The 24,332-nt window shown below is 65.3% G+C and carries 20 protein-coding genes; 11 read left to right on the forward strand and 9 right to left on the reverse strand.

From position 1 onward, the window contains the following. The 3 genes from BST40_RS01810 to BST40_RS01820 all read right to left on the reverse strand — a co-directional run bounded on the left by BST40_RS01810 (nucleotide 1) and on the right by BST40_RS01820 (nucleotide 3,596). Nucleotides 1-1,002, reverse strand: coding sequence for an AAA family ATPase (locus BST40_RS01810; protein ID WP_075548348.1), 1,002 nt, complete (start codon nucleotides 1,000-1,002; stop codon nucleotides 1-3). Nucleotides 1,003-1,039: 37 nt separating this feature from the next. Beyond that, entirely contained in the window at nucleotides 1,040-2,299 is a 1,260-nt protein-coding gene (locus tag BST40_RS01815; protein ID WP_131808334.1) for a DUF4878 domain-containing protein, read from the reverse strand. A 616-nt stretch (nucleotides 2,300-2,915) separates the two neighbouring features. Beyond that, nucleotides 2,916-3,596 (reverse strand): esterase, encoded by a 681-nt coding sequence (locus tag BST40_RS01820; RefSeq protein WP_083153218.1) that lies wholly within the window; start codon nucleotides 3,594-3,596, stop codon nucleotides 2,916-2,918. Nucleotides 3,597-3,826: 230 nt separating this feature from the next. Here BST40_RS01820 and BST40_RS01825 point away from each other — a divergent pair, with 230 nt between their 5' ends. Together BST40_RS01825 and BST40_RS01830 are read left to right on the forward strand one after the other, a co-directional pair. Next, on the forward strand, nucleotides 3,827-6,010 hold the full coding sequence (locus BST40_RS01825) for an adenylate/guanylate cyclase domain-containing protein (protein ID WP_083153220.1): 2,184 nt from the start codon (nucleotides 3,827-3,829) through the stop codon (nucleotides 6,008-6,010). Then, nucleotides 6,007-7,410 carry a mechanosensitive ion channel family protein gene (locus BST40_RS01830; protein WP_075548344.1) on the forward strand — a complete coding sequence of 468 codons (1,404 nt, stop codon included), beginning with the start codon at nucleotides 6,007-6,009 and terminating at the stop codon, nucleotides 7,408-7,410. The genes BST40_RS01825 and BST40_RS01830 overlap by 4 nt, the downstream gene beginning before the upstream one ends. A gap of 17 nt (nucleotides 7,411-7,427) precedes the next feature. Here BST40_RS01830 and BST40_RS01835 read toward each other — a convergent pair whose 3' ends face one another. Next, entirely contained in the window at nucleotides 7,428-9,140 is a 1,713-nt protein-coding gene (locus tag BST40_RS01835) for an amidohydrolase (RefSeq protein ID WP_082275538.1), read from the reverse strand. Between the two features lie 192 nt (nucleotides 9,141-9,332). On the opposite strand from BST40_RS01835, the gene BST40_RS01840 reads away from it, so the two are divergent. Genes BST40_RS01840 through BST40_RS01850 form a run of 3 tightly spaced genes read left to right on the forward strand, consistent with a single transcriptional unit; the run spans nucleotide 9,333 to nucleotide 12,988 of the window. Further along, on the forward strand, nucleotides 9,333-10,634 hold the full coding sequence (locus BST40_RS01840; RefSeq protein ID WP_075548343.1) for a glutamate-5-semialdehyde dehydrogenase: 1,302 nt from the start codon (nucleotides 9,333-9,335) through the stop codon (nucleotides 10,632-10,634). 25 nt (nucleotides 10,635-10,659) lie between these two features. Beyond that, a complete protein-coding gene (locus BST40_RS01845) occupies nucleotides 10,660-11,535 on the forward strand; it encodes an AAA family ATPase (RefSeq protein ID WP_075548342.1) in 876 nt (291 codons plus the stop codon). Between the two features lie 13 nt (nucleotides 11,536-11,548). Beyond that, the gene (locus BST40_RS01850) at nucleotides 11,549-12,988 is read left to right on the forward strand and encodes a vWA domain-containing protein (RefSeq protein WP_075548341.1); all 1,440 of its coding nucleotides are present in this window, start codon (nucleotides 11,549-11,551) and stop codon (nucleotides 12,986-12,988) included. A 6-nt stretch (nucleotides 12,989-12,994) separates the two neighbouring features. Here BST40_RS01850 and BST40_RS01855 read toward each other — a convergent pair whose 3' ends face one another. After that, complete coding sequence (locus BST40_RS01855; protein WP_075548340.1) at nucleotides 12,995-13,987, reverse strand: class I SAM-dependent methyltransferase; 993 nt, start codon at nucleotides 13,985-13,987, stop codon at nucleotides 12,995-12,997. Between the two features lie 141 nt (nucleotides 13,988-14,128). Here BST40_RS01855 and BST40_RS01860 point away from each other — a divergent pair, with 141 nt between their 5' ends. The 6 genes from BST40_RS01860 to BST40_RS01885 all read left to right on the forward strand — a co-directional run bounded on the left by BST40_RS01860 (nucleotide 14,129) and on the right by BST40_RS01885 (nucleotide 18,050). Continuing rightward, nucleotides 14,129-14,317 carry a hypothetical protein gene (locus BST40_RS01860; RefSeq protein ID WP_122511600.1) on the forward strand — a complete coding sequence of 63 codons (189 nt, stop codon included), beginning with the start codon at nucleotides 14,129-14,131 and terminating at the stop codon, nucleotides 14,315-14,317. A 461-nt stretch (nucleotides 14,318-14,778) separates the two neighbouring features. Beyond that, the gene (gene nadD, locus BST40_RS01865; protein ID WP_083153222.1) at nucleotides 14,779-15,444 is read left to right on the forward strand and encodes a nicotinate-nucleotide adenylyltransferase; all 666 of its coding nucleotides are present in this window, start codon (nucleotides 14,779-14,781) and stop codon (nucleotides 15,442-15,444) included. After that, complete coding sequence (rsfS, locus tag BST40_RS01870; RefSeq protein ID WP_075549375.1) at nucleotides 15,441-15,821, forward strand: ribosome silencing factor; 381 nt, start codon at nucleotides 15,441-15,443, stop codon at nucleotides 15,819-15,821. Before nadD ends, rsfS begins: the two co-directional genes overlap by 4 nt. Further along, nucleotides 15,818-16,483 (forward strand): glucosyl-3-phosphoglycerate phosphatase, encoded by a 666-nt coding sequence (gene gpgP, locus BST40_RS01875; protein WP_075549374.1) that lies wholly within the window; start codon nucleotides 15,818-15,820, stop codon nucleotides 16,481-16,483. Before rsfS ends, gpgP begins: the two co-directional genes overlap by 4 nt. After that, the gene (gene octT / locus BST40_RS01880; RefSeq protein ID WP_075549373.1) at nucleotides 16,473-17,210 is read left to right on the forward strand and encodes a diglucosylglycerate octanoyltransferase; all 738 of its coding nucleotides are present in this window, start codon (nucleotides 16,473-16,475) and stop codon (nucleotides 17,208-17,210) included. The genes gpgP and octT overlap by 11 nt, the downstream gene beginning before the upstream one ends. A gap of 3 nt (nucleotides 17,211-17,213) precedes the next feature. Beyond that, on the forward strand, nucleotides 17,214-18,050 hold the full coding sequence (locus BST40_RS01885) for a DegV family protein (protein ID WP_075549372.1): 837 nt from the start codon (nucleotides 17,214-17,216) through the stop codon (nucleotides 18,048-18,050). Between the two features lie 4 nt (nucleotides 18,051-18,054). Here the strand turns inward: BST40_RS01885 and BST40_RS01890 are convergent, their stop codons facing one another. The 4 genes from BST40_RS01890 to BST40_RS01905 form a co-directional block, all read right to left on the reverse strand. After that, nucleotides 18,055-19,581, reverse strand: a complete 1,527-nt coding sequence (locus BST40_RS01890; protein WP_083153224.1) for a PecA family PE domain-processing aspartic protease — start codon at nucleotides 19,579-19,581, stop codon at nucleotides 18,055-18,057. Between the two features lie 229 nt (nucleotides 19,582-19,810). Further along, the gene (locus BST40_RS01895; protein WP_083153226.1) at nucleotides 19,811-22,690 is read right to left on the reverse strand and encodes an MMPL/RND family transporter; all 2,880 of its coding nucleotides are present in this window, start codon (nucleotides 22,688-22,690) and stop codon (nucleotides 19,811-19,813) included. Next, entirely contained in the window at nucleotides 22,687-23,106 is a 420-nt protein-coding gene (locus BST40_RS01900; RefSeq protein WP_396669940.1) for an MmpS family transport accessory protein, read from the reverse strand. The genes BST40_RS01895 and BST40_RS01900 overlap by 4 nt, the downstream gene beginning before the upstream one ends. A 174-nt stretch (nucleotides 23,107-23,280) precedes the next feature. Beyond that, nucleotides 23,281-24,330: an NAD(P)H-dependent amine dehydrogenase family protein gene (locus BST40_RS01905; RefSeq protein WP_083153230.1), complete on the reverse strand. Its 1,050-nt coding sequence runs from the start codon at nucleotides 24,328-24,330 to the stop codon at nucleotides 23,281-23,283. Nucleotides 24,331-24,332 lie beyond the last annotated feature (2 nt).

Consider the following 24,332-nt stretch of genomic DNA (forward strand, 5'->3'; position numbering starts at 1 on the left):
TTAGGGCACCCGCACCGCTTGCAGGACCGCGTCGACGACGACCTGCGGAGTGATCTTGGCGCTGCTGGCTTCAAAGCCCAGGATCAGCCGGTGTCCTAACACTCGATGGGCCAGCTGCTGAATGTCTTCCGGCCGCACATGGTTACGGCCGCGCAGCAGTGCCAGTGCTCGAGCGCTTTCGCAGAATGCGATAGTGGCCCGCGGCGAGGCGCCGTACTCGACCATGCGGGCCAGCTGCGGCGGCAACAACTGTGATGGGTTGCGGGTTACCGCAACCAGCTGGCTCGCGTAGTGCATCAAGGCGGGATCCATGTGGATATTGCGCACCACCGCTTGCAGGCGGCGCACATCGTCCAAACCGATTACTGGATCGATCGGCCGGTCCTTGTCATAGATACCGGCGTCGCGGCGGACCATGACCTCCACCTCTTCCTGGGCGCTCGGATAGCGCAGGATGTCTTTGAGCATGAAGCGGTCGGTCTGAGCTTCCGACAACGGGTAGGTGCCCTCCTGGTCTACCGGATTTTGGGTGGCGATCACCAGGAACGGTTGGGGGATCGGGTACACCGTTCCGGCGATCGTGGTCTGGCGTTCTTCCATCGCCTCGAGCATCGCGCTTTGAGTCTTGGCGCTGGAGCGGTTGATCTCATCGAGGAGCACGATGTTGGCGTGCACCGGACCCAGTTGGGTGGCAAATGAGTTGGTCTCGGCCTCGTATACCTGGGTGCCGAGGATGTCGCTGGGTAGCAGGTCCGGCGTACATTGGATGCGCTGGAACCGGCCGTGGATCGATTCGGCGATCACCCTGGCTGCCGTTGTTTTGGCAAGTCCCGGAACGCTTTCGATCAACACATGCCCGCCGGCGAGCAACCCGATCAGCAGCGACTCACGCAGATTGTCCTGCCCGACCACCTTGGTGGTGAACGCGTGTGACAGCGCGGCGATGCTGCGCTGCGCGGCGTCGATGTCGTGGTGGTTGGGTTGCACTCGTACGGCGGTCATCGCGGCCTTTCACACATCGACAACAGGGTGTCGGGGTTCATCGAAATTTCAGTTCCGGCGGTGTCTTGGCCAGATCTGCGGTGCCCGAAAGGAACTGGCTTGCCTCGCCTTGCTTGGTGGCGCCTCCGGTGGTCCTGACCGTTATCGGCGCTTTGGCCTCGCCGAAAAACATCAGCGCCAGCCGATAGGGATCGAAGCTGTCGAATTTGACTGCGCTGATATCCGCGGGCCCCCACGCAGCGGTGCCGTCGGCCAAGCCGTAGGGATCCACGCTCATCGGGCAGCCGGGTGGGGCCAGCAGGTTGGACTTCTGACAGTTGGCCATCGCGGCGACGAGCTGGTCCCGGGCCGCGTCGCGGCCCTTGTCCGAGAGCACGAAGGTCGGCTGTATCCAGGTTTCGCTGATCAGCGAAACCTGGTCCAGCAAAATTGGTTTGGCCGTCACCGTGATGTACGGGTTGCTGGTGCCGACGTCGATCCAGCCGGGAAACACGTATACCGTGGAGTCACCGACGGGCTTACCGAAGAATGTCACCGTCTTGCCGGCAGCATCCCTGTCGCCGGCGATTCCGGGCTTGACCTTGATCGCCGCCGACGGGAGTTTCCAGCTGCCGTGGTCCTTTTTCACCGAAAGGGTGGTGTCGGAAACCTTGTCGCCGAAGTTGACGACCACATGTACCTGAGCGAAGCCGACCGCCGCCCCAGCCCCCGTCGAATCATCGCTGAGAATCCTGATGTTGCTGATCGGCCATTGCGCGATCTGCTTTTTGAGGATCTCGCTGGTGAGAAGTTCCTTGGTGGCCGGCTGGTCGGCGCCGTAGGACAGCGCGGTCTCGGCATCTCCGCGGGCCAGTGCCTGCAGGTAACCCTTCACCATGTCGCCGGCCGACCCGCCGCCGCCCGAGCCACCACCGCCGGCCAAGGTGATGACCAAGACAATGGCCACCACCACCAGCACCGAGCCACCGGCCGCCAGCGTCACCCATAACGGCTTACGGCTCTTGCGCAGTCCCGGCGACGGTGACCAGCCCGGCGGTGGCCCCGGCAGCGGCGGCCCGATGGGCGCCGGTCCAGCCGGCTGTGGGTGCCAGCCGACGCCGACCGGAGGCGGCGGGCTGCCCCAACCGTTCTGCAGTGGCTGATGTTGCTGCCAGGGCCCCGCGGCCGGCGGTTGCTGGTGCTCCCACGGACCCGGTGGCGAGGCCTGCGATTGCCAGCGATCAGCAGCCGGATCGACGGCATCCGACCCACCCACCGGGTTCGGGCCGCCAAACCGCCCACCCGACCAATCAGTCACGACAACCTCCACAGCTAAGGGCACCGAACATTCAGTGCGCCATCTTGTTGTGAGCGCGTTCGGCACCGCCCACGCCACAAACCACGTCGGGCATCGGTACTCGGGTGCAAAACAAACCCTGATCGAGTTGGTGGGCGGGTAGTCGCCGCGCTCGTCGGTTTGGGAGCGATAGCCTGGGGTAGCTGGCTGCCGTCATCACCAGCCCACCCGACGTCAAGCAGAGTTGTTGCCCCGGCCGGTATGAAAAGCGTTCTCCTGCTGGTGGTGCGCTGCCTTCGCAGCCACCTGGCACACTGCCTCCCTTGTTCGCGGAAATCAAACGCATTCAGTAAACCCGAACCGGCCGATCTCGCAACTCAGCCGGTTCGCCGAACCGGAGACAGCATGTGCCGCCGGCCCCACCGTTCACGGTGGGCACCACCGATTCGGCAACTGCGAGCGGCACAGTCGGAGCGGGGCCTCAGCGGATCGTCGTGTCCGGACCGAAACCCGGATCCGGGTTCATCGTCCAGCCGTGGCGGTGATCAAACTCACCAAACAACCGCAACCACTTCTGTCGCGTCAGCGGCTCCGAGACCACCGTCTTGCTCTTCAGCCAAATTGCCTTGCCACGCGGCTAAGCCAGCATCGAGTCGATAGCGGAGCGTGGGACCGATGCCTGGGTGGGGCCGGCGGACTCGGGCAGTAGTTCACCCGGGTTGAAGAAAAAGGTCACTCCGTCGTTGGTGATGGCGAAATTCTGGTAGTTTGCCGGATCCAACCCGGCTGCGGGCGCTACCTGCTGTCCGGTCTGCTTTTGCAGGGCAGTCTGCACGATGGGAAAGACGATCGGCAGCGGGTCGGTCTTGGGCTGCCACAGCGTGTCGTAGGTAATTGGCTTGCGATATCCCTGATCCCAGTTGAACGCCTTGTACTTCGTCGTCGGCTGCCCGCTGCCGACGTTCTGAACGACCTTGAGCACCAAGGACTGGGTACCGCGAGGCGGTATCGCCGATTCGTAGTTGGTCGAGGTGATTTCCAACTGGTAGGGCGCATCGCGGGGAGCAGACGATTTGGCGACGTTGAGGAAGTCGTCTCGGGTCTGGGCGACATAACTTTGCAGCGACTTCTGGTCGGGGTAGTTACTCGGGAGGCTGATATTGATGGTGTATGCCGGGTCCGAAACCTGAATCTGGCATACCTGACCGGTAGTGGCGCCCTTCAGCTCGTCGCAGTAGGTCTTGGGTGCGGCCGCGGCGATTGCCGGACTGCCGAGCGCGACGACGGCCAGGACAACCAGGGGCGCTGTGATTCGCATGCGAGGTTCCCTCCGAGGCAAAGTTGCGGCGCCGGGGTAACGGACCAGTGTCCGGCCGCGGTGATGACCGGGCCATCGACCAACATAAGCCATCGGGGCACCCGCGGCGTTCCTGGGGGCAGCAGGCCCTGGGGCGGCATGTTTTCGGCCAAACCCGATTTTCCCTGCATTTTCGCGTTAGTCTGCTGCGTGATCTGCCGGTCTTGCCGCCGTAAGCGAAAGGAAGCCGAGTGACATCGGGGCAGCCAACGCAACCGGTATCCCAACAAGAGCCGGCACCAACCGGGAGTCGTGGGCGCCGGCTGCTGCGGTTGTTCCGGATGGGCATCCAATCGAAGTTATTGGTGACGCTGCTGCTGTGCAGCATCATGTCGGTGGCGGTGGTCGGTCTCACCGGATATGTGACCGGTCGCAATGCGTTACAGCAAGTGGCAACGGAGCGGCTGCTCGAATTGCGGGAGTCGCACAAGCGGCAGCTGGAGGGGCTATTCGGCGAGTTCACCAATTCCCTGGAGGTGTATAGCAGCGGTTTCAGTGCGGTCCAGGCGATCGAGGCGTTCACCGATGGCTTCAACCAGCTGTCCAACGCCACGATCAGCCCGGCCCAGCAGGAGTCGATCGTCAATTACTACAGCAACGCGATGGTCAAACCGATCAATCAGCTGACCGGTGACGATGTCGACATCAATGCGCTGCTGCCGACCTCCAACTCGCAGAAGTACCTTCAGGCCAACTACACCGCACAGTGCGCGTCGGCGATCGAATCGGTGTTGTGCGGCGACGCCGGTGACGGCAGCGCCTGGTCGGCGGCCAATGCCCGCTACAACGACTTCTTCCGCGGGATCGTCACGCGCTTCGACTATCGAGACGCGCTGTTGCTCGATCTTCACGGCAATGTCGTCTACACCGTGAGCAAGGGCCCCGACCTGGGTACCAACATCTTCACCGGCCCCTATCGGGAAACGGTCTTGCGGGACGCATACCGGAAAGCGTTGCGCTCCAACAACGTTGACTTCGTATGGATCACCGATTTCCAGCAGTATCAGCCGCAGCTGGACGCCCCCACCGCATGGGTGGTGTCGCCGATCGGGATGGCGGGCAAGATCGAAGGCGTTATGGCGTTGCCGCTGCCGATCTCGAAGATCAACGACATCATGAACGCCCACAAACACTGGGAAGCCGTCGGCATGGGCCGCTCGACCGAGACCTACCTGGTGGGCCCGGACAACTTGATGCGTTCCGATTCACGGCTGTTCCTGCAGGACCGGGACAAGTATCGGCGGGAGGCGATGGCGGGCGGCACTCCACGCGACGTGGTGGACAGCGCGATCCGGCTGGAAACCACCGTTCTGGTGCAGCCGGTCCCGAGCGCCGGGGTTCGCGCGGCCCAACGCGGACAGACCGGCGTCACGAAGGACACCGACTACCTGGGCAATCGGGAGCTGGAAGCCTATGCGCCGGTGGATGTGCCGAACTCCGATCTGCACTGGTCGATCTTGGCGACCAGGGACGATTGGGATGCCTATCAGCGGCTGTCCACGTTCGGCAAGACTCTGGTACTGGCGGTCGCCGGGATCACCTTGGCGATCTGCGTGGTATCGATGCTGCTTGCCAAGCTGCTCGTGCGCCCGATCCGACGGCTAGAGGCCGGCACCGAGAGAATCGCCGCCGGCGACTACGAGGTGACCGTTCCGGTGCGGTCACGCGACGAGCTCGGGGACCTCACCGCGGCTTTCAACGAGATGAGCCGCAACCTCAAGATCAAAGAAGAGTTGCTCAACGAGCAACGCAACGAAAACGATCGGTTACTGCTGTCACTGATGCCCGAACCGGTCGTGCAGCGGTATCGCGAGGGGGCCCAGACCGTCGCGCAGGAGCACCAGGACGTCGCCGTGATCTTCGCCGACATGGTGGGGCTCGACGACATGTCCGACGACCTTTCCGGAGACGAACTGGTCGCGGTCGTCAACGAACTTTTCCGGCAGTTCGACTCCGCGGCTGAAGCGCTTGGCGTGGAGCGGATTCGAACGTTCCACAACGGCTACCTGGCTAGCTGCGGCGCCACCACCCCGCGACTGGACAACATCCACCGAAGCGTGGACTTCGCCATCGAGATCCAGCGCATCATCGACAGGTTCAACAGCCGGTCACGGCACAAGCTCCGGCTGCGGGTCGGCATCAATACCGGCAAGGTCATCAGCGGCTTGGTCGGTCGCGCCAGCCTCGCCTACGACATGTGGGGTGCCGCGGTAAGTCTGGCCTATCAAATGCACAGTGGCTCACTGCAACCCGGCATCTACGTCACATCACAGGTGTACGAGGCGATGCGCGACATCTGGAAGTTCGTGCCGGCCGGAACCATTTCGGTCGGAGGTTCGGATCAGCAGATCTGGCGGTTGGTGGAACGCCAATGAACATCTTCACCGCCTCGTGGTTCTATTGGGCGGTCTCGGTCGCGCTGGGACTGCCCGTCCTGATCGTCATTCTCACCGAGTTGCAGCACACGTTGCGCCGCAGGGGAAGTCACCTCGCCAGGCAGATCAGCCTGCTGCGCAACTACTTGCTGCCGCTGGGCGCGCTGCTGCTGCTCATCGTGAATTCGGAGGGCGTCCCGGCCCACGACAACGCCGTCCGGATTCTGACCACGGTATTCGGTTTCCTGGTGCTAGTGCTGCTGTTGTCCGGCCTCAACGCGACCGTCTTCGCCGCAGCTCCGCAAGGTTCCTGGCGCAAGCGGCTACCGGTGATCTTCCTGGACGTGGCCCGGTTCGTGCTCATCGGAGCCGGGCTTGCGGTGATCCTGTCCTATGTCTGGGGTGTGCGGATCGGCGGACTGTTCACCGCCGTGGGTGTGACCTCGGTGGTCATCGGCCTGATGTTGCAGAACTCAGTCGGCCAGATTGTGTCCGGCCTGTTCATGTTGTTCGAGCAGCCCTTTCAGATCGACGACTGGCTCGACACCGCCACCGCGCGGGGACGAATCGTCGAGGTGAACTGGCGCGCCGTCCACATCGACACCGGCAGCGGCCTGCGGATCACCCCGAACTCGGTGCTGGCCAGCACACCGTTCACCAATCTGAGCCGGCCGGCGGGCGGCTACCAACTGGCGGTGAAGACCACATTTTCCGAGGCGGACTCGCCCGACCGGGTTTGTGCGATGCTGTCGCGGATTGCCGGCGCGCTGCCGCAACTCCACAGCGGTTCCGTCCCTACCTCCGAGCCGGTCGGCGGCGCCGAGTACTGCACCACCATCGGCTTACGGTCACCCGCTGACGAAAGTGCCGCGCGAGCGACATTTCTGCGCTGGATCTGGTATGCCGCCCGGCGGGAAAACCTGCACCTCGACGGCGCCGACGACGACTTCTCGACCACCGAGCGCCTGCGGGACGCCCTGAAAACGGTGGTCGGACCGGCGTTGCGGCTCAGCGACGCCGACCAGCAGTCGTTGCAGTCGCACGCGAGGATGCTGCGATACGGCGCCGGCGAAATCGTGCAGTGTGCGGGTGAGGTGCCCGCGGAGATGATGTTCGTCGTCACCGGCTTGGTGCGGCTGACCGCGACGGCCGACGACGGATCGGTGGTGCCGATCACCACCCTGGAAGAAGGCGGATTTCTGGGTCTGACCGCGCTGACCCGGCAGCCCAATCTCTCCAGCGCATACGCGATCGACGAGGTGACCACGGTGGAGATCGGTCGCGAGCACGTCGAGCATCTCGTGATGCGTCAACCGTTGCTGCTGCAGGACTTCGGCCACATTCTCGAAGAGCGACAAAGCCAGGTGCGCCAGAGTCTGCATCGGGAGTGGTTCAACTGAAGCGGTCGAGCCTGCCCTCACCCGAGCGGATGCACTTCTCCTTCGAACACCGTGCCCCAGATGCCGACGTCCTTGAGGGCCTCGGCGCCAACGTCATAGGGGTTTTCCTCGAGCACCGCGAAGTCCGCTTTCTTGCCGGCGCGTATGGAGCCGAGCTCGTCTTCTTTGCGCAGGATCCAGGCGGCATCGATGGTGATCGCCTTGAGCGCGGTATGCAGGCTGACCCGCTCCTGCGGACAATTCAGGTTGCCGTTGATCGTCACCCGGTTGGCCGCCACCCACGCCAGGGTGAGCGGCGACAACGGCGCCATCGGACAGTCGGAGTGTACGGTGAACGGCATACCCATCCGCTCCAGCATCCCCAGCCGCACCATCTGCGCTCCGCGATCCGGGCCCAGCCACTGCTCGCTGAAGATATCGCTGAGCATGTACAGGTAGTACGCGTTGCACGAGACCAGCATGCCGATCTCGTTCATCTGCCGGCACTGGTCCTCGCTGTTGAAGGCATAGTGCTCCAGCGTGGCGCGATGGCCGAAGCGCGGCTTGACGTCCAGCAGCCTGCGGATGATGTCAATGTAGGTTGCGGAACTGAGATCGCCGTTGATGTGGGCGTGCAACTGGTAGCCGGCCTTCCAGAATGGTTCGGCGTAGCTGTATAGCAGCTCTGGCGGGGCCATCCACACGCCCTGGTGGCCGTCCAGATAACCCGGGAAAGCGCATTGGGAGAGTCCGCTGTAGATCGCGCCGTCGGCCTGCAGCTTGAAGTGACGGTCGAACATCACCCGCGCGCTGTTGTGCGTTGCCCACTCTTCGGCCGCCTCGAGCGCTGCCGCCGGGTTGACGCCGCGGGGGATGAAGTCGGCCGTGGTGGGCGTGAGAATGATGCGGCAGGGCGCCTGCGTCGACTCGGCGGTGTCGCGGATCAGTTTGGTCTCGCCGACAGGGTCGCCGAAGATGCCAACTCCCATGTCCAGGCACGTGGTCACGCCGGCCATATGCACCATTTCCAGGAAGTTCTGCATCCCCTTGCGATAACGGTCCGGATCGAAGTGCAATCTGCCCAGCCGAGACGCGTTCAATAGCTGCGCCCCGTTCTCCCAGAAATGTCCTTCTTCCCAGTTGGCGTCCGGATGCCCGCTGAACTGCTCTGACGTGACCCCGGTCCAGTTGAGCGCGGCGTCGTTGAGGAAGAGCTCGTGAAACGACCGATGCCACAAGATGATCGGCTTGTCGCCGTAGCGCTGAGTCAGGTCGGACTTGGTGAGTTTTCCGTGCCACAGCGGATGGTAGCCCCAGGTGACGAACGGCAGCGTCCAATCCTGGTGTGCCGCAACCAGTTTGTCGAGCCCGGCAAGGTAAGACTCCGGAGTTTTCGCCCCGGGGAACTTCCCGGTCGGCAGGGTCCAGTCGTCGGGCGCCAGAAACGGATACTGAGTCAAGACGGCGGGCAAGGACGGGTGCACGTGCGGGTCGATGAAGCCCGGCATCAGGACCTTGTCCTTCATCCGGTCATCGACTTCGTACTCGTAGCGGTCGAGCCACGGCCGCAACATGTCCAGCGTGCCGACGGCGACGATCCTTCCGCCGCCCACGGCCACTGCCGTTGCCGTCGGCATCGCCTCGCACATGGTGATGATCTCGCGCGCCGGGAAGACGGTGATTTTCTCGAATTCTTGGTGCGTGAGCTTCTGGGCCGGCCTCTTTTTGTGAGCCGATTTATCAGATGGCATGCATGTGGTCCTTTCCCGTCCTCCCGGCCTGCCGCGTTCCGCAAGCGCGCACGACTCGGTCGTATCGGATCACGTCGCATCGGATCACGAGGCCCCATTGTGCCGAACCCGCCGTTCGTCCCCGGCTTTTCCCGCGGCAGCCCAGAACCGGGCCGTCGTACCCGGTCGGCTAACGCCCGTTACGCTGGGGCAATGAGTGTGCAAGCGCCGTCCCCGAGCGCTGGGGGCACCTCCCGCCCCCAGGCCCGGGGGACGACTCAGGAACGAGAGCCGGACTACCGTCGACAGGTGCACGATGCCGCCCGCCGGGCGCGGGTGGCGGCCCGGCTGCTGGCCGTGTTGCCCAGGACGGTTAAAGACCGCGCGTTGCATGCCGCCGCCGACGAGATCTTGTCGCGCGCCGACCAGATTCTGGCCGCCAATGCCGAAGACCTCGATGCGGCGCGCGCCGCCGGCACACCCGCCGCGATGCTCGACCGGCTTGCCCTGAACCCGCAGCGTATCGACGGTATCGCCGCCGGTCTGCGCCAAGTCGCCGGCCTGCCCGATCCGGTCGGCGAGGTGTTGCGCGGCTACACGCTGCCCAACGGGCTGCAACTACGCCAGCAACGCGTCCCGCTCGGTGTGGTCGGCATGATCTACGAGGGCCGGCCCAACGTCACCGTCGACGCCTTCGGCCTCACGCTGAAGTCGGGCAACGCCGCGTTGCTGCGCGGCAGCTCCTCCGCCGCGAGGTCCAACGAAGCGCTGGTCACGGTGTTACGCAGCGCGCTGGCCGGCCAGGACCTGCCCACCGATGCGGTACAGCTGCTCTCGGCCGCCGACCGGTCCACCGTCACCCACCTGATCCAGGCGCGCGGCCTGGTCGACGTGGCCATTCCGCGCGGGGGAGCGGGCCTGATCGAGGCCGTGGTTCGCGACGCCCAGGTGCCCACCATCGAAACCGGTGTGGGCAACTGCCACGTCTACGTCCACGAAGCCGCCGACCTGGACGTGGCCGAACGGGTTTTGCTGAACTCCAAGACCCGCCGGCCCAGCGTCTGCAACGCGGCCGAGACCCTGCTGGTCGACGCGAACATCGCCGATCACGCGCTGCCCCGGCTACTGGCGGCGCTGCAGGACGCCGGTGTCACCGTGCATCCGAATGCCGACGACGACAACCTGCGCCGGGAATATCTGGCGATGGAGATCGCGGTGGCTGTGGTCGACGGTGTCGACGCGGCGATCGCTCACATCAACGAGTACGGCACCGGACACACCGAAGCCATCGTGACCACCAATCTTGCTGCGGCTCAACGGTTCACCGAACGGGTCGATGCCGCCGCAGTCATGGTCAACGCGTCGACGGCGTTCACCGACGGCGAGCAGTTCGGCTTCGGCGCCGAGATCGGCATCTCCACCCAGAAACTGCATGCCCGCGGTCCGATGGGACTGCCGGAATTGACTTCGACCAAGTGGATCGTGTGGGGAGACGGCCATACTCGTCCGGCCTAGCCGGCCCTGCTAAGGAGAACTGATTGTGACGTTACCCGCTCGGTCCACGCCACTATTCGCCGATATCGCCGACGTCTCGCGGCGGCTGGCCGAGACCGGTTACCTGCCCGACACCGCCACCTCGACGGCCGTCTTTCTAGCCGACCGGCTCGGTAAGCCGCTACTGGTGGAAGGCCCGGCCGGCGTCGGTAAAACCGAACTCGCGCGTGCCGTCGCCCAGGCCACCGGATCCGGACTGGTCCGGCTGCAGTGCTACGAGGGCGTCGACGAGGCTCGGGCCCTCTACGAGTGGAACCATGCCAAGCAGATCCTGCGCATCCAGGCCGGCTCGGGCGACTGGCAGACCACCAAAGACGACGTGTTCAGCGAGGAGTTCCTGCTGCAGCGTCCGTTGCTGACGGCGATCCGGCGCACCGATCCGACGGTGCTGCTGATCGACGAAACCGACAAAGCCGACATCGAAATCGAAGGACTGCTGCTGGAGGTGCTTTCCGATTTCGCGGTGACCGTTCCCGAGCTGGGCACGCTCACCGCCGAGCGGGCGCCGTTCGTGGTGTTGACCTCCAACGCCACCCGCGAACTCTCGGAGGCGCTCAAGCGTCGCTGCCTGTTCCTGCACATCGACTTCCCCAGTCCCGAGCTGGAGCGGCGCATCCTGCTGTCGCGAGTCCCCGAGCTGCCCGGGCACCTGGCCGAGGAGCTGGTGCGCATCATCGGCGTGCTGCGCGGCATGCAGCTCAAGAAGGTGCCGTCGATCGCCGAGACCATCGACTGGGGCCGGACGGTGCTGGCGCTGGGCCTGGACACCATCGACGACGCCGTGGTCGCCGCCACGCTCGGCGTCGTGCTCAAACACCAATCCGACCAGCAACGCGCGGCCGGCGAGCTGCGGCTCAACTGAAGGGGCTGCGCCGATGGCCACCCGACGTATCCGTCCCACCCGCCCGCTGGCCCCGCACGGGCTGCCCGGTCATCTGGTCGGGTTCGTGGAAGCACTTCGCGCCGTTGGGATTTCGGTGGGTCCGTCGGAGACGGTGGATGCCGGGCGGGTGATGGCAACGCTGGGTCTGGGCGATCGTGACGTGTTGCGGGAGGGCATCGCGTGCGCGGTGCTGCGCCGGCCCGATCACCGCGAGACCTACGACGCGATGTTCGACCTGTGGTTTCCCGCAGCGCTGGGCGCCCGCGCGGCGGTCACCGAAGACGACGCCGACGACGACGGTTCGCTGCCGCCCGACGACGTCGAGGCGATGCGGCAGATGCTGTTGGATCTGCTGACCGACAACTCCGACCTGGCCGATATGGACGAACGGCTGGTGGCGATGATCGCGCGCATCGTCGAGGCCTACGGCAAATACAGCTCCAGCCGCGGCCCGTCGTTCTCCTCGTATCAGGCGCTCAAAGCGATGGCGCTGGACGAACTGGAGGGCAAGCTGCTGGCGGGACTACTGGCCCCCTACGGCGACGAGCCCACCCCCACCCAGGAGCAGATAGCTAAAGCGCTTGCAGCACAACGTATTTCACAGTTACGTAAGTTGGTCGACGCCGAGACCAAGCGGCGCACCGCCGAGCAGCTCGGCCGGGACCACGTCCAGATGTACGGCATCCCACAGCTTTCCGAGAACGTCGAGTTCCTGCGGGCTTCCGGTGAGCAACTACGCCAGATGCGCCGGGTGGTGGCCCCACTGGCCCGCACGCTGGCGACCCGGCTGGCGGCGCGCCGGCGCCGGGCCCGCGCCGGATCGATCGACCTGCGAAAGACGCTGCGCAAGTCGATGTCCACCGGCGGTGTCCCGATCGACGTGGTGCTGCGCAAACCGCGTCCGGCCCGTCCGGAACTGGTTGTGTTGTGCGACGTTTCCGGTTCGGTCGCCGGGTTCAGTCACTTCACGCTGCTGCTGGTCCATGCTCTGCGCCAACAGTTTTCCCGAGTTCGGGTGTTCGCCTTCATCGACACCACCGACGAAGTGACCCACATGTTCGGCCCGGAAGCCGATCTGGCCGTGGCGATCCAGCGGATCACCCGCGAAGCGGGCGTGTACAACCGCGACGGCCATTCCGACTACGGCAACGCTTTCGTCTCGTTCCTGCAGGCTTTCCCGAGCGTGCTGTCGCCGCGCAGCTCACTGCTGGTACTCGGCGACGGCCGCACCAACTACCGCAACCCGGCCGTCGACGTGCTGGCCGACATGGTCACCGCGAGCCGGCACGCGCACTGGCTCAACCCCGAGCCGAAACACCTGTGGGGCAGTGGTGATTCGGCGGTGCCGCGCTATCAGGAAGTGATCGCCATGCACGAATGCCGCTCGGCCAAGCAGCTGGCCGAGGTGATCGACCAGCTGTTGCCGGTGTGACCCGGCTCAGCGGGTTTTGCGGAAGACCAGCCAGCGCATCGTGATCGGGCTCGTCTCCCGCTCGACGGGGAACACGTCGAGGCCGCTGACCCAGTCGGCGTACCAGCTGGTGGGTGGCCAGGCGCCAGGGGGCAGGTGCGCCTTCTCGTAGTCGTAGACGGAGTCGTCGCCGACGAGCTCCAGCGGAAGCCCGGCCGCGGCAGCCGACATCTCCGGTCGAGTGAAGATGCTGGTGTACACCTGTTGCCCGAACTCCCGGGTGGCCTCGTCGAGCATGTAGTCCAGGTCCGTCAGGAAGGCGTTGAACACCAAGCGTCCGCCGGGAACCAGGCACTGCGCCGCCAGCTCGAACAGGCCGCGCAACTGCTGTGCCGTCCGGAAATCAGACACCACCTCGGAGAGCACAATCAGCTGGTAGTCGCGCCGCAGCTCGTCCATGCTCGAAAAGACATCCCGCGCGATGACCCGCACGTCGAGGGATTCCCGTTCGGCGTCGCAGCGGATGATGTCGGCGAACTTCGGCGTCATCTCCACCACGTCGACCGGGTGCCCGCGCCGCGCCAGCGCCAAGGCGTTGCGGCCGGTGCCTGCCCCGATCTCCAGCACCCGATGCGTGCGTGGTTCGGCCGCCTCGTTGGCCAGCGCCCATACCCGGGCGTCGGGTTCGGTGCCGAAAAGTGGCGGCTCGCGGGTGCTGATCCAGCTCTCGTACTCCTGCGCCACGGTCCGCCAATGGGCCCGCACCTGGTAGTGCAAGGTCGGGCCGATGGGAGCGTTGAACGAGATGATGATGTTCGAGCGATGCGACGCCGCGTACGCCTGGGCCAATTGGGCCTCGAGGACCTTTCTGACATGGGCAAGTTCGTCGTCGGAAAACTGCCGGCCCACGGTGGCGAAGAGCTTGGCGCACATCGCCACGTATTCGTCGATCATGCCCGGCACGGCCGGCAACGTGATCTCGCCGGTGACCTGCGAGCGGGTGTAGAACCGCCGGGTCATGGACTCCTTCAGCAATGCTGTGGGCCGGTCCGGGCTGGGCGCCAAATTATCCACAGACACCTTTTACACGACCTAGCGCGCGGTTACACCGGCATTCGAGCAATGGCTTGGCCCGGCTTCGGCCCGGTTTCCTCCGGAACTGTGCCGGCCAACGAATGGCTGACGGATCGCGGCGCCCAGGTCAGTGATTCGATGTCCAGCTCCGAGCGGTCCTGGGGCTGCGAACCGGTGTGGGGGATGGAGATCGGGTGCTGGTGCGGTTGGGTCGGTGGCCGACGGCGCCGGGTGTGCGCCGACGGGTGTGCGCTGACGGCGCCGAGTGTGGGCTGACGGCGCCGGGTGTGCGCTGGCGGCGCCGGGTGTGCCGTCAGGGCGGCCGATCGTGGATGTGCCCGCCCTACATACACAGTCAAAGCCGTCACTGCACACTCGATACGGTGGCATGGCCGCCGATTCGGTGAGCACCTGAGCATCTCCGGAACGCCTGCCATCACGAACGGTTTGAGCGACGGTGCGATATCGGCGTGCCAAAACAGGGCCGAGGTGTGCCGACATCAGAGCCAGGCATCAAGGGCCGCGCACGAGGATATTCGTTGACCAGCCGCATTCGTGGTCACCATGAATTTCCGAGTGAGCCGCGGTAGCCTTCGGCGGCAGCCGATTCCGGGATGCCAGGGGCAGCCGATGCTCTTCGGCGGCCGCACCGGCCAGCGCGTCGTCGACGAAGCCGGACGCCGGCCAGCTGAACCGCGCGACAAGATCCGTGACAGGTCGAAGTAAGCTGGCAAATCGTGCAAAAGCACCGTCGCAGGCTAGGAGTGATGGGTGGGACGTTCGATCCCATCCACCACGGCCACCTGGTTGCCGCCAGTGAGGTGGCCGACCGGTTCGACCTGGATGAAGTGGTGTTCGTGCCCAGCGGCCAGCCATGGCAGAAGGGCGGCGACGTTTCCGCCGCCGAGGACCGCTATCTGATGACGGTGATCGCGACCGCGTCCAATCCCCGCTTTTCGGTGAGCCGAGTCGACATCGACCGCCGCGGCCCCACCTACACCAAGGACACGTTGCGCGATCTGCACGACCTGGATCCGCAGGCGCAGCTGTACTTCATCACCGGCGCCGACGCGCTGGCGTCGATTCTGTCGTGGCACCGCTGGGAGGAGCTGTTCGAGCTGGCGCGGTTCGTCGGTGTCAGCCGGCCCGGCTACGACCTGCGCCACGACCATGTCACCGCCGCCGTGGCCGGGCTGTCCGAGGATGCCTTGACCCTGGTCGAGATCCCGGCGCTGGCCATCTCCTCCACCGACTGCCGTCAGCGGGCCGCGGAATCACGGCCCTTGTGGTACCTGATGCCCGACGGCGTCGTGCAGTACGTCTCCAAACGCGGCCTCTACCGCAAAGCCGAGGAGCCAGCGAACCCCACGAGTTCCAGCCTGACCGCGGGGAACAGCGCATGACCGCCACTAAAGAAGCCATCGATATGGCGACGGTGGCCGCCGGTGCGGCCGCAGCCAAGCTCGCCGACGACGTCGTGGTCATCGACGTCTCCGGGCAACTGGTCATCACGGACTGTTTCGTCATTGCCTCGGCGTCCAACGAACGGCAGGTCAACGCGATCGTCGACGAAGTTGAGGAGAAGATGCGCCGGGCGGGTTACCGGCCGGCGCGGCGCGAGGGCGCCCGGGAAGGCCGCTGGACGTTGCTGGATTACCGCGACATCGTCGTGCATGTCCAGCACCAGGATGACCGCGACTTCTACGCCCTGGACCGGCTGTGGAGCGACTGCCCGGTGGTGCCGGTGGACCTGGCGCCCACCTCCGAGGATCGGCAATGAGCGTGCGGCGGCTGGTGATGCTGCGCCACGGGCAAACCGATTTCAACCTCGGCAGCCGGATGCAGGGTCACCTCGACACCCACCTGACTGACCTGGGCCGAGCGCAGGCGGTCGCCGCCGCCGAAGCGCTGGGCAAGATGCAGCCGTTGCTGATCGTGTCGTCGGATCTGCGGCGCGCTTACGACACGGCGATGACGCTGGGAGAACGGACCGGATTGCCGGTCCGGGTTGACCGCCGGTTGCGCGAAACTCACATCAGCGACTGGCAGGGCATGACCCACGCCGAGATCGACGACGAAGCACCCGGTGCGCGGCTGGCCTGGCGGGAGGATGCGACGTCGGCACCGCACGGCGGGGAAACCAGGATCGACGTCGCCGCCCGAAGTCTGCCGGTGGTCACCGAACTGGTGTCCAGCGAACCGGGATGGGGTGACCCCCAGCAACCGGATCGACCGGTGGTGCTGGTGACCCACGGAGGGCTCATCGCCGCGCTGACCGCCGCGCTGCTGCAGCTGCCGGTAGCCCACTGGCCCGCCCTCGGTGGTATGGGCAATGCCAGTTGGACACAACTCAGCGGACATTCGACGGGTGCCGATGGCCACATCCGCTGGCGCCTCGACGTGTGGAATGCCTCGGCTCAGGTTATCGGCGATGTGCTCTGAGACTCGGCCGGCGCTGCTGGTCTTCGCCGACTCGCTGGCCTATTACGGGCCCACCGGCGGCCTGCCCGCCGACGACCCGCGAATCTGGCCTAATATCGTTGCAGCCCAACTAGATTGGGATCTGGAACTGATCGGCCGCATCGGCTGGACCTGCCGGGACGTGTGGTGGGCGGCGACCCAGGACCCGCGATCGTGGGCGGCGCTGCCCCGGGCGGGAGCGGTGGTCTTCGCCACCAGCGGGATGGATTCGCTGCCGTCGGTGTTGCCGACCGCGCTGCGTGAACTCATCCGCTACGTCCGCCCACCTCGGTTACGGCGGTGGGCGCGCGACGGCTACGCCTGGGTGCAGCCTCGGTTTTCGCCGGTGGCCCGGTCCGCGCTACCCCCGCATCTGACCGTCGAATACCTCGAACAGACCCGCGGGGCAATAGATTTCAACCGGCCCGGCATCCCGGTGGTGGCCTCCCTGCCGTCGGTGCACATCGCCGAGACCTACCGCAGGGCGCACCACGGGCGGGCGGCTACCGCGGCGGCCATCACCGAATGGGCGCAGGGCCACGATATTCCCCTGGTGGACCTCAAAGCCGCTGTCGCCGAGCACATTATGACTGGGCGAGGCAATCCGGACGGCATTCACTGGAACTTCGAAGCCCATCAGGCAGTCGCGGAACTGATGCTCAAGGCGCTGGCCGAAGCAGGGGTGCCGAACGAGAAACCGCGCCACTGAGCCATGTCTGTCGTGGTGGTGACGGATACGTCGGCGCGCCTGCCGGCCGATCTGCGTGACACCTGGGCGATACGCGAAGTGCCGCTGCACATCCTGCTCGACGGCGCCGACCTGCGCGACGGTGTCGATGCGATACCCGCCGACATCTACCAGCGTCCTGCCACCACCGCCGCGGCGACCCCGGCCGAACTGGATGCCGCCTACCGGCAGGCGCTGGCCGACAGCGACGGAGACGGAGTGGTGGCGGTACATATCTCGTCGGGACTGTCGGGAACCTTTCGTGCTGCCGAGCTGACCGCGGCCGGCCTCGGCCCGGCCGTGCGGGTCATCGACTCGAAGTCGGCGGCGATGGGCACCGGATTCGCTGTGCTGGCCGCCGCGCGTGCCGCCGCCGCCGGCGATGACCTGGATGCCGTTGCTCGCGCAGCGCAGGAAGCGGTGCGGCACACGCAGGCGTTCATCGTCGTACACCGGCTGGACAACCTGCGCCGCAGCGGACGGATCGGCGGCGCCAAGGCATGGCTGGGTACCGCGCTGGCTCTCAAGCCGATACTTCGCATCGACGACGGGAAACTTGTTCTGGCCCAACGTGTTCGCACCGTCAAACACGCGATGGCGGCGATGATCGACCGGGTGTGCGAGGTGGTCGGCGAAGGCCCTGCTGCCGTTGCGGTGCAACACGTCGCCAACTCCGGCGGCGCCGGGGAAGTGGCGGCGGAGCTGGCCCGGCGGCTGCCGGCGGGTGAACCGGCAATCGTGACCGACTTGGGACCGGTGCTGGCGGTACACGTGGGCGCCGGGGCGGTCGCGGTCTGCCTGCACGTTGACCGCTACCGCTGACGCCTCAGGCCAGTCGGTCGAAGACCGTCGTTCCTATCGGGCTGGGATCGTTCCAGATATAGATCGGCCCGATGGAGAAGGGGTAATTCCCGGTATTGAACGGATTGCCCGCGGACACAACGGTCGGCGAATCGGCCGCAGTGACCGTCTGCGTGTAGAGCGGCACACCGTTGATCGTGGAGACGGTGATGGTGGTGCCTGCGGGAAGGTGATTGCCGACCGCCAGGCCAGGCACCAACGATTGTGGGATGGTTCCGCCCACGCCGCCGGAGTCGATGTATGCGGGGACGGTCTGCGGCAATCCGTTGTTGATCTGTACCTGAACCATGGTTCCCGGTGCTCCATTGAGCTGGACGATGGGCGGCAGCGAATTTGGGCCGAACTCCAGCAAACCCCGGGGCATATTGATGAGCACGCCCTGATTCATGTTCACCGGTAACGCCGCGTTGGTGGGGGTGGCGAACGGGTACATGTTGTTGGGACCGACGCCCAGATAGGCGGGTAACAGCGAAACGTCAATGGGGTTACTTGGCGTACCCAGATATGCGGAGGTGGCGACGCCAACGGTGGTCGGATCGGTGAGGATGCCGTTCCCGAAATTCACCGTCGTTTGATATGTCTGGTAGTCGATGTAGAGCCGACCGGTGCTGCTGAGGCCGTAACTGACGGAGCCCGTCCCGGTGGGCGGGCCGAGAGCCGCCAGATTGACGTATTGCGGTGGGACCAAGAGCCCCGTGGAGCCGGAGTCGACGATGACGGGCAAGCTGGGTCCGCCGCCCACCGAGATGTTGAGTAGCGGGTTGCCGTATTGATCCACATAGATCAGGGTTTGGTTCGGCGAAAGCAGGGTGCTGATGCCGGCGGTGCCGGTGTGCCCCCACAGCAAACCGGCGCGGCCGCCAACGCCACCGACCCCGCCGGGCCCGCTGGCCCCGCCCGTGCCGCCGTCGCCGATCAGGATCGCGGGCCCGCCGGCACCGCCGGGCGCCCCGCCGTAAACGCTGCTGCCGCCGGTACCGCCGGCGCCGATCAGACCCGCGGCCCCGCCGGCACCCCCGGGCACTCCGGCGCGAGTGCTGGTGCCACCGGTACCGCCATTGCCGTACAACCAGCCGCCGGGTTTGCCGGCCGTCCCCACGCCTTGAGCGTTGGTGTATCCGTTGGCGCCGTCGCCGATCAGCGGGCGCCCGGTCAGCTCGAGGACGGGCTCATTGACCGCATTGACCACGCTCGTCGCAAGCCGGGTGATGTTGGCGGCCTCGGCGGCCGCATACGCGTTCACGCCGGCCACCACCGAGCGGGTGAATTGGTCATAAGATGCCGCGACCTGTGCGGCCATTGCCTGATACTGGCGACCGTATTCGGCAAACAGCGTGGCCATCACTGCCGAGACATCATCGGCGCCGGCGACCAGCAGCGCCGTTGTCGGGGCGGCGGCGGCGGTGTTTGCGGCGCTGATTGCTGAGCCGATACGGGTCAGGTCCGTCGTCGCGACCGTCGCCAGCTCGGGCGCCAGGCTCACGTACGACATCTCGTACCTCCCGTCCGTCGCACTTGCGCTGTCGCCAGATGAGGATCTGCAGCGGCGATGAAACAGCGATGAAATTATTCTGATATCGCCTTTGGTGGCTTGTACACGGTTGCATCAAATACGTTCGGCGCTGCTGTGCGGAGCAACCAAGCCACCTGGTGTGCTTATCGATCCGGCATCAACCGCGCGGGACTTGAAAATCAAAGTACCCGAACGATTTTCGCGGGCATTACGCTCTCCGGGCGTTGTGGCCGCGGGGGTGCACCACCTGGGGCCACCAGAACCAGCGGCCCAGCAGCGTGGCGATCGACGGCATCAGCAGGGTGCGCACGATCAACGTGTCGAGCAGCAGGCCGATACAGACGGTCGACCCGAACTGGCCGAGCACCCGCAATTCGCTTCCCAGCATGGCGGCCATGGTGAAGGCGAACACCAGACCCGCGGCCGTCACCACCCCGCCGGTGCCGGCCATGGAGCGGATGGTTCCGGTCTTAAGTCCGGCATGGATCTCTTCCCGGAACCGCGAGACCAACAGCAGGTTGTAGTCGGACCCCACGGCCAGCAGGATGATGACGGACAGCGCCGCCACGATCCAGTGGATCTTGATGCCGAACAGATCCTGCCAAATCAGCACCGACAACCCGAAGGACGCGGCGATCGAGCTCGCCGCGGTGCCGACGATGACCAGTGCGGCGACCACGCTTCGGGTCAGCAACAGCATGATCATGAAGATCAGCGTCAGTGCCGACACCACCGCGATCATCAGGTCGTACTTTTCGCCGTCGGCCATGTCCTTGAACGTCGCGGCGGTTCCGCCGAGATAAACCTTGGCATCCGAGAGCGACGACTGCTTGAGGCCCTCCTGGGCGGCGGTGCGCTCGGCGTCGACTCGCGAGATTCCTTCCGGGGTCATTGGATCGCCCTGGTGGGTGATGAAGAAGCGCGCGGACTTGCCGTCCGGCGACAAGAACATCCGAAGCCCGGTCTGGAAGTCGGGGTTGTCGAACGCTTCGGGCGGCAGGTAGAAGAAGTCGTCGTTCTTGGAGGCGTCGAAACTCTGCCCCATGACGATGGCGGTATTGCTCAGCTCGTCCATCTGGTCGAGCATGGCCGAGAAGGTGGCCTGCATGGTCAGCGTCAGCGCCTTGGTGGTCTTCATGGTCTCGATCATCGGCGGGATCAGCACCAGCATCTCGTGGGTGGCGGTGGCAGTGCGCCGGATGTCTGCGGTCAGTTCGTCGAATTGCCCGGCCAGCTGATCGAAGCCGTCCAACGAGTCGAACAGGGACCGCAACGACCAGCAGATGGGTATGTCGAAGCAGTGCTTCTCCCAGTAGAAGTAACTACGGATCGGACGCCAGAAGTCGTCGAAATCGGCGATGTGGTCCCGCAATCGGTTGGTTATCTCCGCTGTTTCGGCCGTGGTCCGTGCGCTGTCGTCGGCGGCGCTGGAAAGCTCTTGGGTCACCCGGTACATGCGCTGCATCGTGTCGATCATGAATTGCATTTCGTCGGCCATCTTGGTGATGTCGGCCATGCGGTCCTTCAGGAACGCCATGTTCTGCATGGTCGTCTGGCTTTGCATGCTGTTCTGAAATGGTATGGAGCTGTGTTGAATTGGGATGCCCAGCGGTCTGGTGATGTCCTGGATCATGGCGATACCGATAACCCGGATGACGTTTTTGGCCACTTTGTCCAAGACCAGCATGTCTGCGGTATTTCGCATGTCGTGATCGGCCTCGATCATCAGCATGTCCGGGTTCATCCGCGCCTGGGAGAAATGCCGGTCGGCGGCGGCTTGCCCGAGGTTGGAGGAGGCTGCGGCCGGCAGATAGTAGCGGTCGTTGTAGCTGGTTTTGAATGTCGGCAGCGCCACCATGCCCACTAGCACAATCGCCCCACTGACCGCCAGAATCGGTGCCGGCCAACGCACCACGGCGGTGCCGACCCGCCGCCACAGCCGACCCTTCCCGGCTGACCGCCTGGACGCGAACAGGTGGAAACGACTGCCCACGAACACCACCGCCGGACCCAGCGTCACCCCGGCCAACACCACCACGAGCATGCCGATCGCCACGGGCGCTCCCATGGTGTTGAACCAGGGCAGCCGCGCGAAGCTCAGACAGTAGGTCGCCCCGGCGATGGTCAGTCCCGAGCCCAACACCACCGGGGCCACCCCGCGAAAGGTGGTGTAGTAGGCGGTTTCTCGATCTTCGCCGGCTCTTAGCGCCTCCTGATAACGGCCGACGAGGAAGATCCCGTAGTCGGTTCCGGCGGCGATCGCCAGCATGGTGAGGATGTTGGCGGCGAACGTGGTGAGCCCGAAGACGTTGTGGTACCCCAGAACCGCGACCACCCCGCGCGCGGAAGCCAGCGCAATGCCGGTCATGAACAACTGGACCAGCGTGGTGACGATTGAGCGGTAGACCAGCAGCAACATGATGGCGATGGCGCCGAGGGTGAACAGCGTGATCTTGGCCAGGCTGGCGTTGCCGATGATGTGCATGTCGTCACTGAGCGCGGCGGGACCGGTGACGTAGGCCTTCACCCCGGGCGGCGGCGGGTTGTGGTCGATCACCTTGCGGACGGCCTCGACGGATTCGTTGGCCAGCGTGGTGCCCTGGTTGCCGGCGAGGTTCAGCATGACGTAGGCGCCCTTGGCGTCGGCGCTCTGCGCGCCGGCCGCCGTGAGCCGGTCTCCCCAGAAATCCTGGATGTGCTGGACGTGCTTGGGATCTTGGCGCAGTTGGCGAATCAAGTTGTCGTAGTAGTGGTGCGCGTCGTCGCCGAGGGGTTGCTGACCTTCCAGGACGATCATGACCGTGCTGTTGGAATCGAACTCCCGGAAGTTGTGCCCCAACAGCATCATTGCCTTCATCGACGGGGCGTCCAATGGCGTCATCGGCGCGGAATGTTCCTCGCTGACGACTTCCAGTCGCGGCACGGCGACGTTGACGATGACGGTCAGCACTACCCAGGCCAGGATGAGCGGCACCGCGAAGATACGGATGGTGTGCGGGATGACGGGCCGGTGCGGGTGGCTGCTGGGGCGTGTCTCGGCGTGGTGGGTACTGATCACGCTCGTGGTCGGGTCTTCCGCGTGGCTCATGCGGATTTCACCAGGCAGAAAGTCTGCGGGTTGACGCCGTCGGACTTCTTCTCTTGCCGGACGACACCGTCCACCGTGATCCGACAGCCGATCCGGCTGCCGTCGCCCTGCGCCATGATGTTGGCGCTCACCGAGGGCAGCGTCGTCGAGACCGTCACCGACCACGGCAGCGCTACGGCGTTGACCTGGTGAGTGTTGGCGTCGGCGTCCCAGTAGTTGATGTTGGCGGTGCTCCCGGGCGGACCGAAGACCTCATAGGTGACGACCTTGGGGTTGAATTGCACGATCTCGATCCCGCCGCCGACGTTTGCGTTGAGGTCCTGGGAACCGAAGATCCGGTGCAGCCGCATCACCACCAAACCGGAGACCGCGAGCACGATCACCAGGACCAGCGGTATCCATAGGTGCCTGGTCACGGTGGTAATGCGAATCGTTTTCACTTGACCGCCTTCCGCTCACCGCCAAAGGTCGTCGCGGCCCACCCGGTAAGCCAGGCCCGGTGCAGACAGAACCTTTGCTTGGCTAAGCACCTTACCCTTAGTGCACGTGACCGTTCCTCGGGGGTGCCGGTCGGATACCCGGGTTCAGTGCTAGCGCGCCACCCGGCCGGTGATGGGCGGCAGATCGGCCAGCGTCACGATCCCCGGTCTGGCGGCCACCACCGCCGGAACCGCGTTGGTGACCGGCATCGCCGTGTAGATCATGCCCAGGCCCATGAAACCCGGCTCCGTCCAATCCTTCGGCGGCAGGCAGTGCAGCACGGTGCGCATGTTCGGCAGGCCGAAGACCTGGATGACGTGACCGTGCTCCAGCGGTTTGGGCGGCACCACGTGGTTGCCCATGGTCCAGTTGAATCCGACGCTGACGACGTTGCGGTCGCCCTGCCAGCCGCGGTGGTAGCCGTACACGCTGCCGACCGTGCCGGCGGGGATCGTCATGAAGCCCAGGTCGGTATCTGCGGTGGCCGCGGTGAAGGTGACGTCGAAGGTCATCCTGTCCAGCTTGGCCCCGATCGCGTCGGCCATCATGGCTGCCGATTCGGCGAAGACCTCGCTTTCGGCACGCACACTCTCGGCCAGGCCCGGGGTGTCGGGGTCCCGCGAAAAGCCCATCGCCGTCTGCGTTTCCGCCGATTCGTAGGTGGAACAGTCCACGGATTCGGTGATGCGGATTTCGTCGACGCGTTCGCACGCGGCGCTGAGCACCATGCCGACCATGTTGGTCATGCCGGGATGCGCTCCACTGCCGAAGATCGTCGAGCCGCCATGCTCGCAGGCAGCGATGATGCGGTCTCGATCCTGCGGCGTCTGCTTGCCGCCGGTGATCCAGGCGGCGCTGGTGCACACGTTGACACCCGCTTCCAGCAGACGCACCAGATCATCGATGTTGGGCCACAACGGGTTATAGCAACACGCGTCGGCGCCCAGCGCCAGCAGCGCGTCGACGTCGTCGGTGGCGTGCACTCCGGTCGGCTCGGGCCAGCCCGCCAGGTCGGCGGCGTCCACACCGACTTTGTCCGGCCCGTGGGCATACACCCCGACGAGTTGCATGTCGGGCCGGTCGATGATGGCGTGCAGCGATCGCCGCCCGATGTTTCCGGTGGTCCACTGGATCACCCGCAGCGGGCGGTCTGTGTTCATCG

The organism is Mycobacterium persicum (assembly GCF_002086675.1).
Lineage (GTDB): Bacteria > Actinomycetota > Actinomycetes > Mycobacteriales > Mycobacteriaceae > Mycobacterium > Mycobacterium persicum.

Excerpts from the sequence above, each read along its gene's own strand:
- BST40_RS01835 (WP_082275538.1), bottom strand. The coding sequence starts at position 9,140 with ATGCCATCTGATAAATCGGCTCACAAAAAGAGGCCGGCCCAGAAGCTC.
- BST40_RS01885 (WP_075549372.1), top strand. The coding sequence starts at position 17,214 with ATGTCTGTCGTGGTGGTGACGGATACGTCGGCGCGCCTGCCGGCCGAT.
- octT (WP_075549373.1), top strand. The coding sequence starts at position 16,473 with ATGTGCTCTGAGACTCGGCCGGCGCTGCTGGTCTTCGCCGACTCGCTG.
- rsfS (WP_075549375.1), top strand. The coding sequence starts at position 15,441 with ATGACCGCCACTAAAGAAGCCATCGATATGGCGACGGTGGCCGCCGGT.
- BST40_RS01895 (WP_083153226.1), bottom strand. The coding sequence starts at position 22,690 with ATGAGCCACGCGGAAGACCCGACCACGAGCGTGATCAGTACCCACCAC.
- gpgP (WP_075549374.1), top strand. The coding sequence starts at position 15,818 with ATGAGCGTGCGGCGGCTGGTGATGCTGCGCCACGGGCAAACCGATTTC.
- BST40_RS01850 (WP_075548341.1), top strand. The coding sequence starts at position 11,549 with ATGGCCACCCGACGTATCCGTCCCACCCGCCCGCTGGCCCCGCACGGG.
- BST40_RS01820 (WP_083153218.1), bottom strand. The coding sequence starts at position 3,596 with ATGCGAATCACAGCGCCCCTGGTTGTCCTGGCCGTCGTCGCGCTCGGC.
- BST40_RS01905 (WP_083153230.1), bottom strand. The coding sequence starts at position 24,330 with ATGAACACAGACCGCCCGCTGCGGGTGATCCAGTGGACCACCGGAAAC.
- BST40_RS01810 (WP_075548348.1), bottom strand. The coding sequence starts at position 1,002 with ATGACCGCCGTACGAGTGCAACCCAACCACCACGACATCGACGCCGCG.
- BST40_RS01855 (WP_075548340.1), bottom strand. The coding sequence starts at position 13,987 with ATGACCCGGCGGTTCTACACCCGCTCGCAGGTCACCGGCGAGATCACG.
- BST40_RS01830 (WP_075548344.1), top strand. The coding sequence starts at position 6,007 with ATGAACATCTTCACCGCCTCGTGGTTCTATTGGGCGGTCTCGGTCGCG.
- BST40_RS01840 (WP_075548343.1), top strand. The coding sequence starts at position 9,333 with ATGAGTGTGCAAGCGCCGTCCCCGAGCGCTGGGGGCACCTCCCGCCCC.
- BST40_RS01890 (WP_083153224.1), bottom strand. The coding sequence starts at position 19,581 with ATGTCGTACGTGAGCCTGGCGCCCGAGCTGGCGACGGTCGCGACGACG.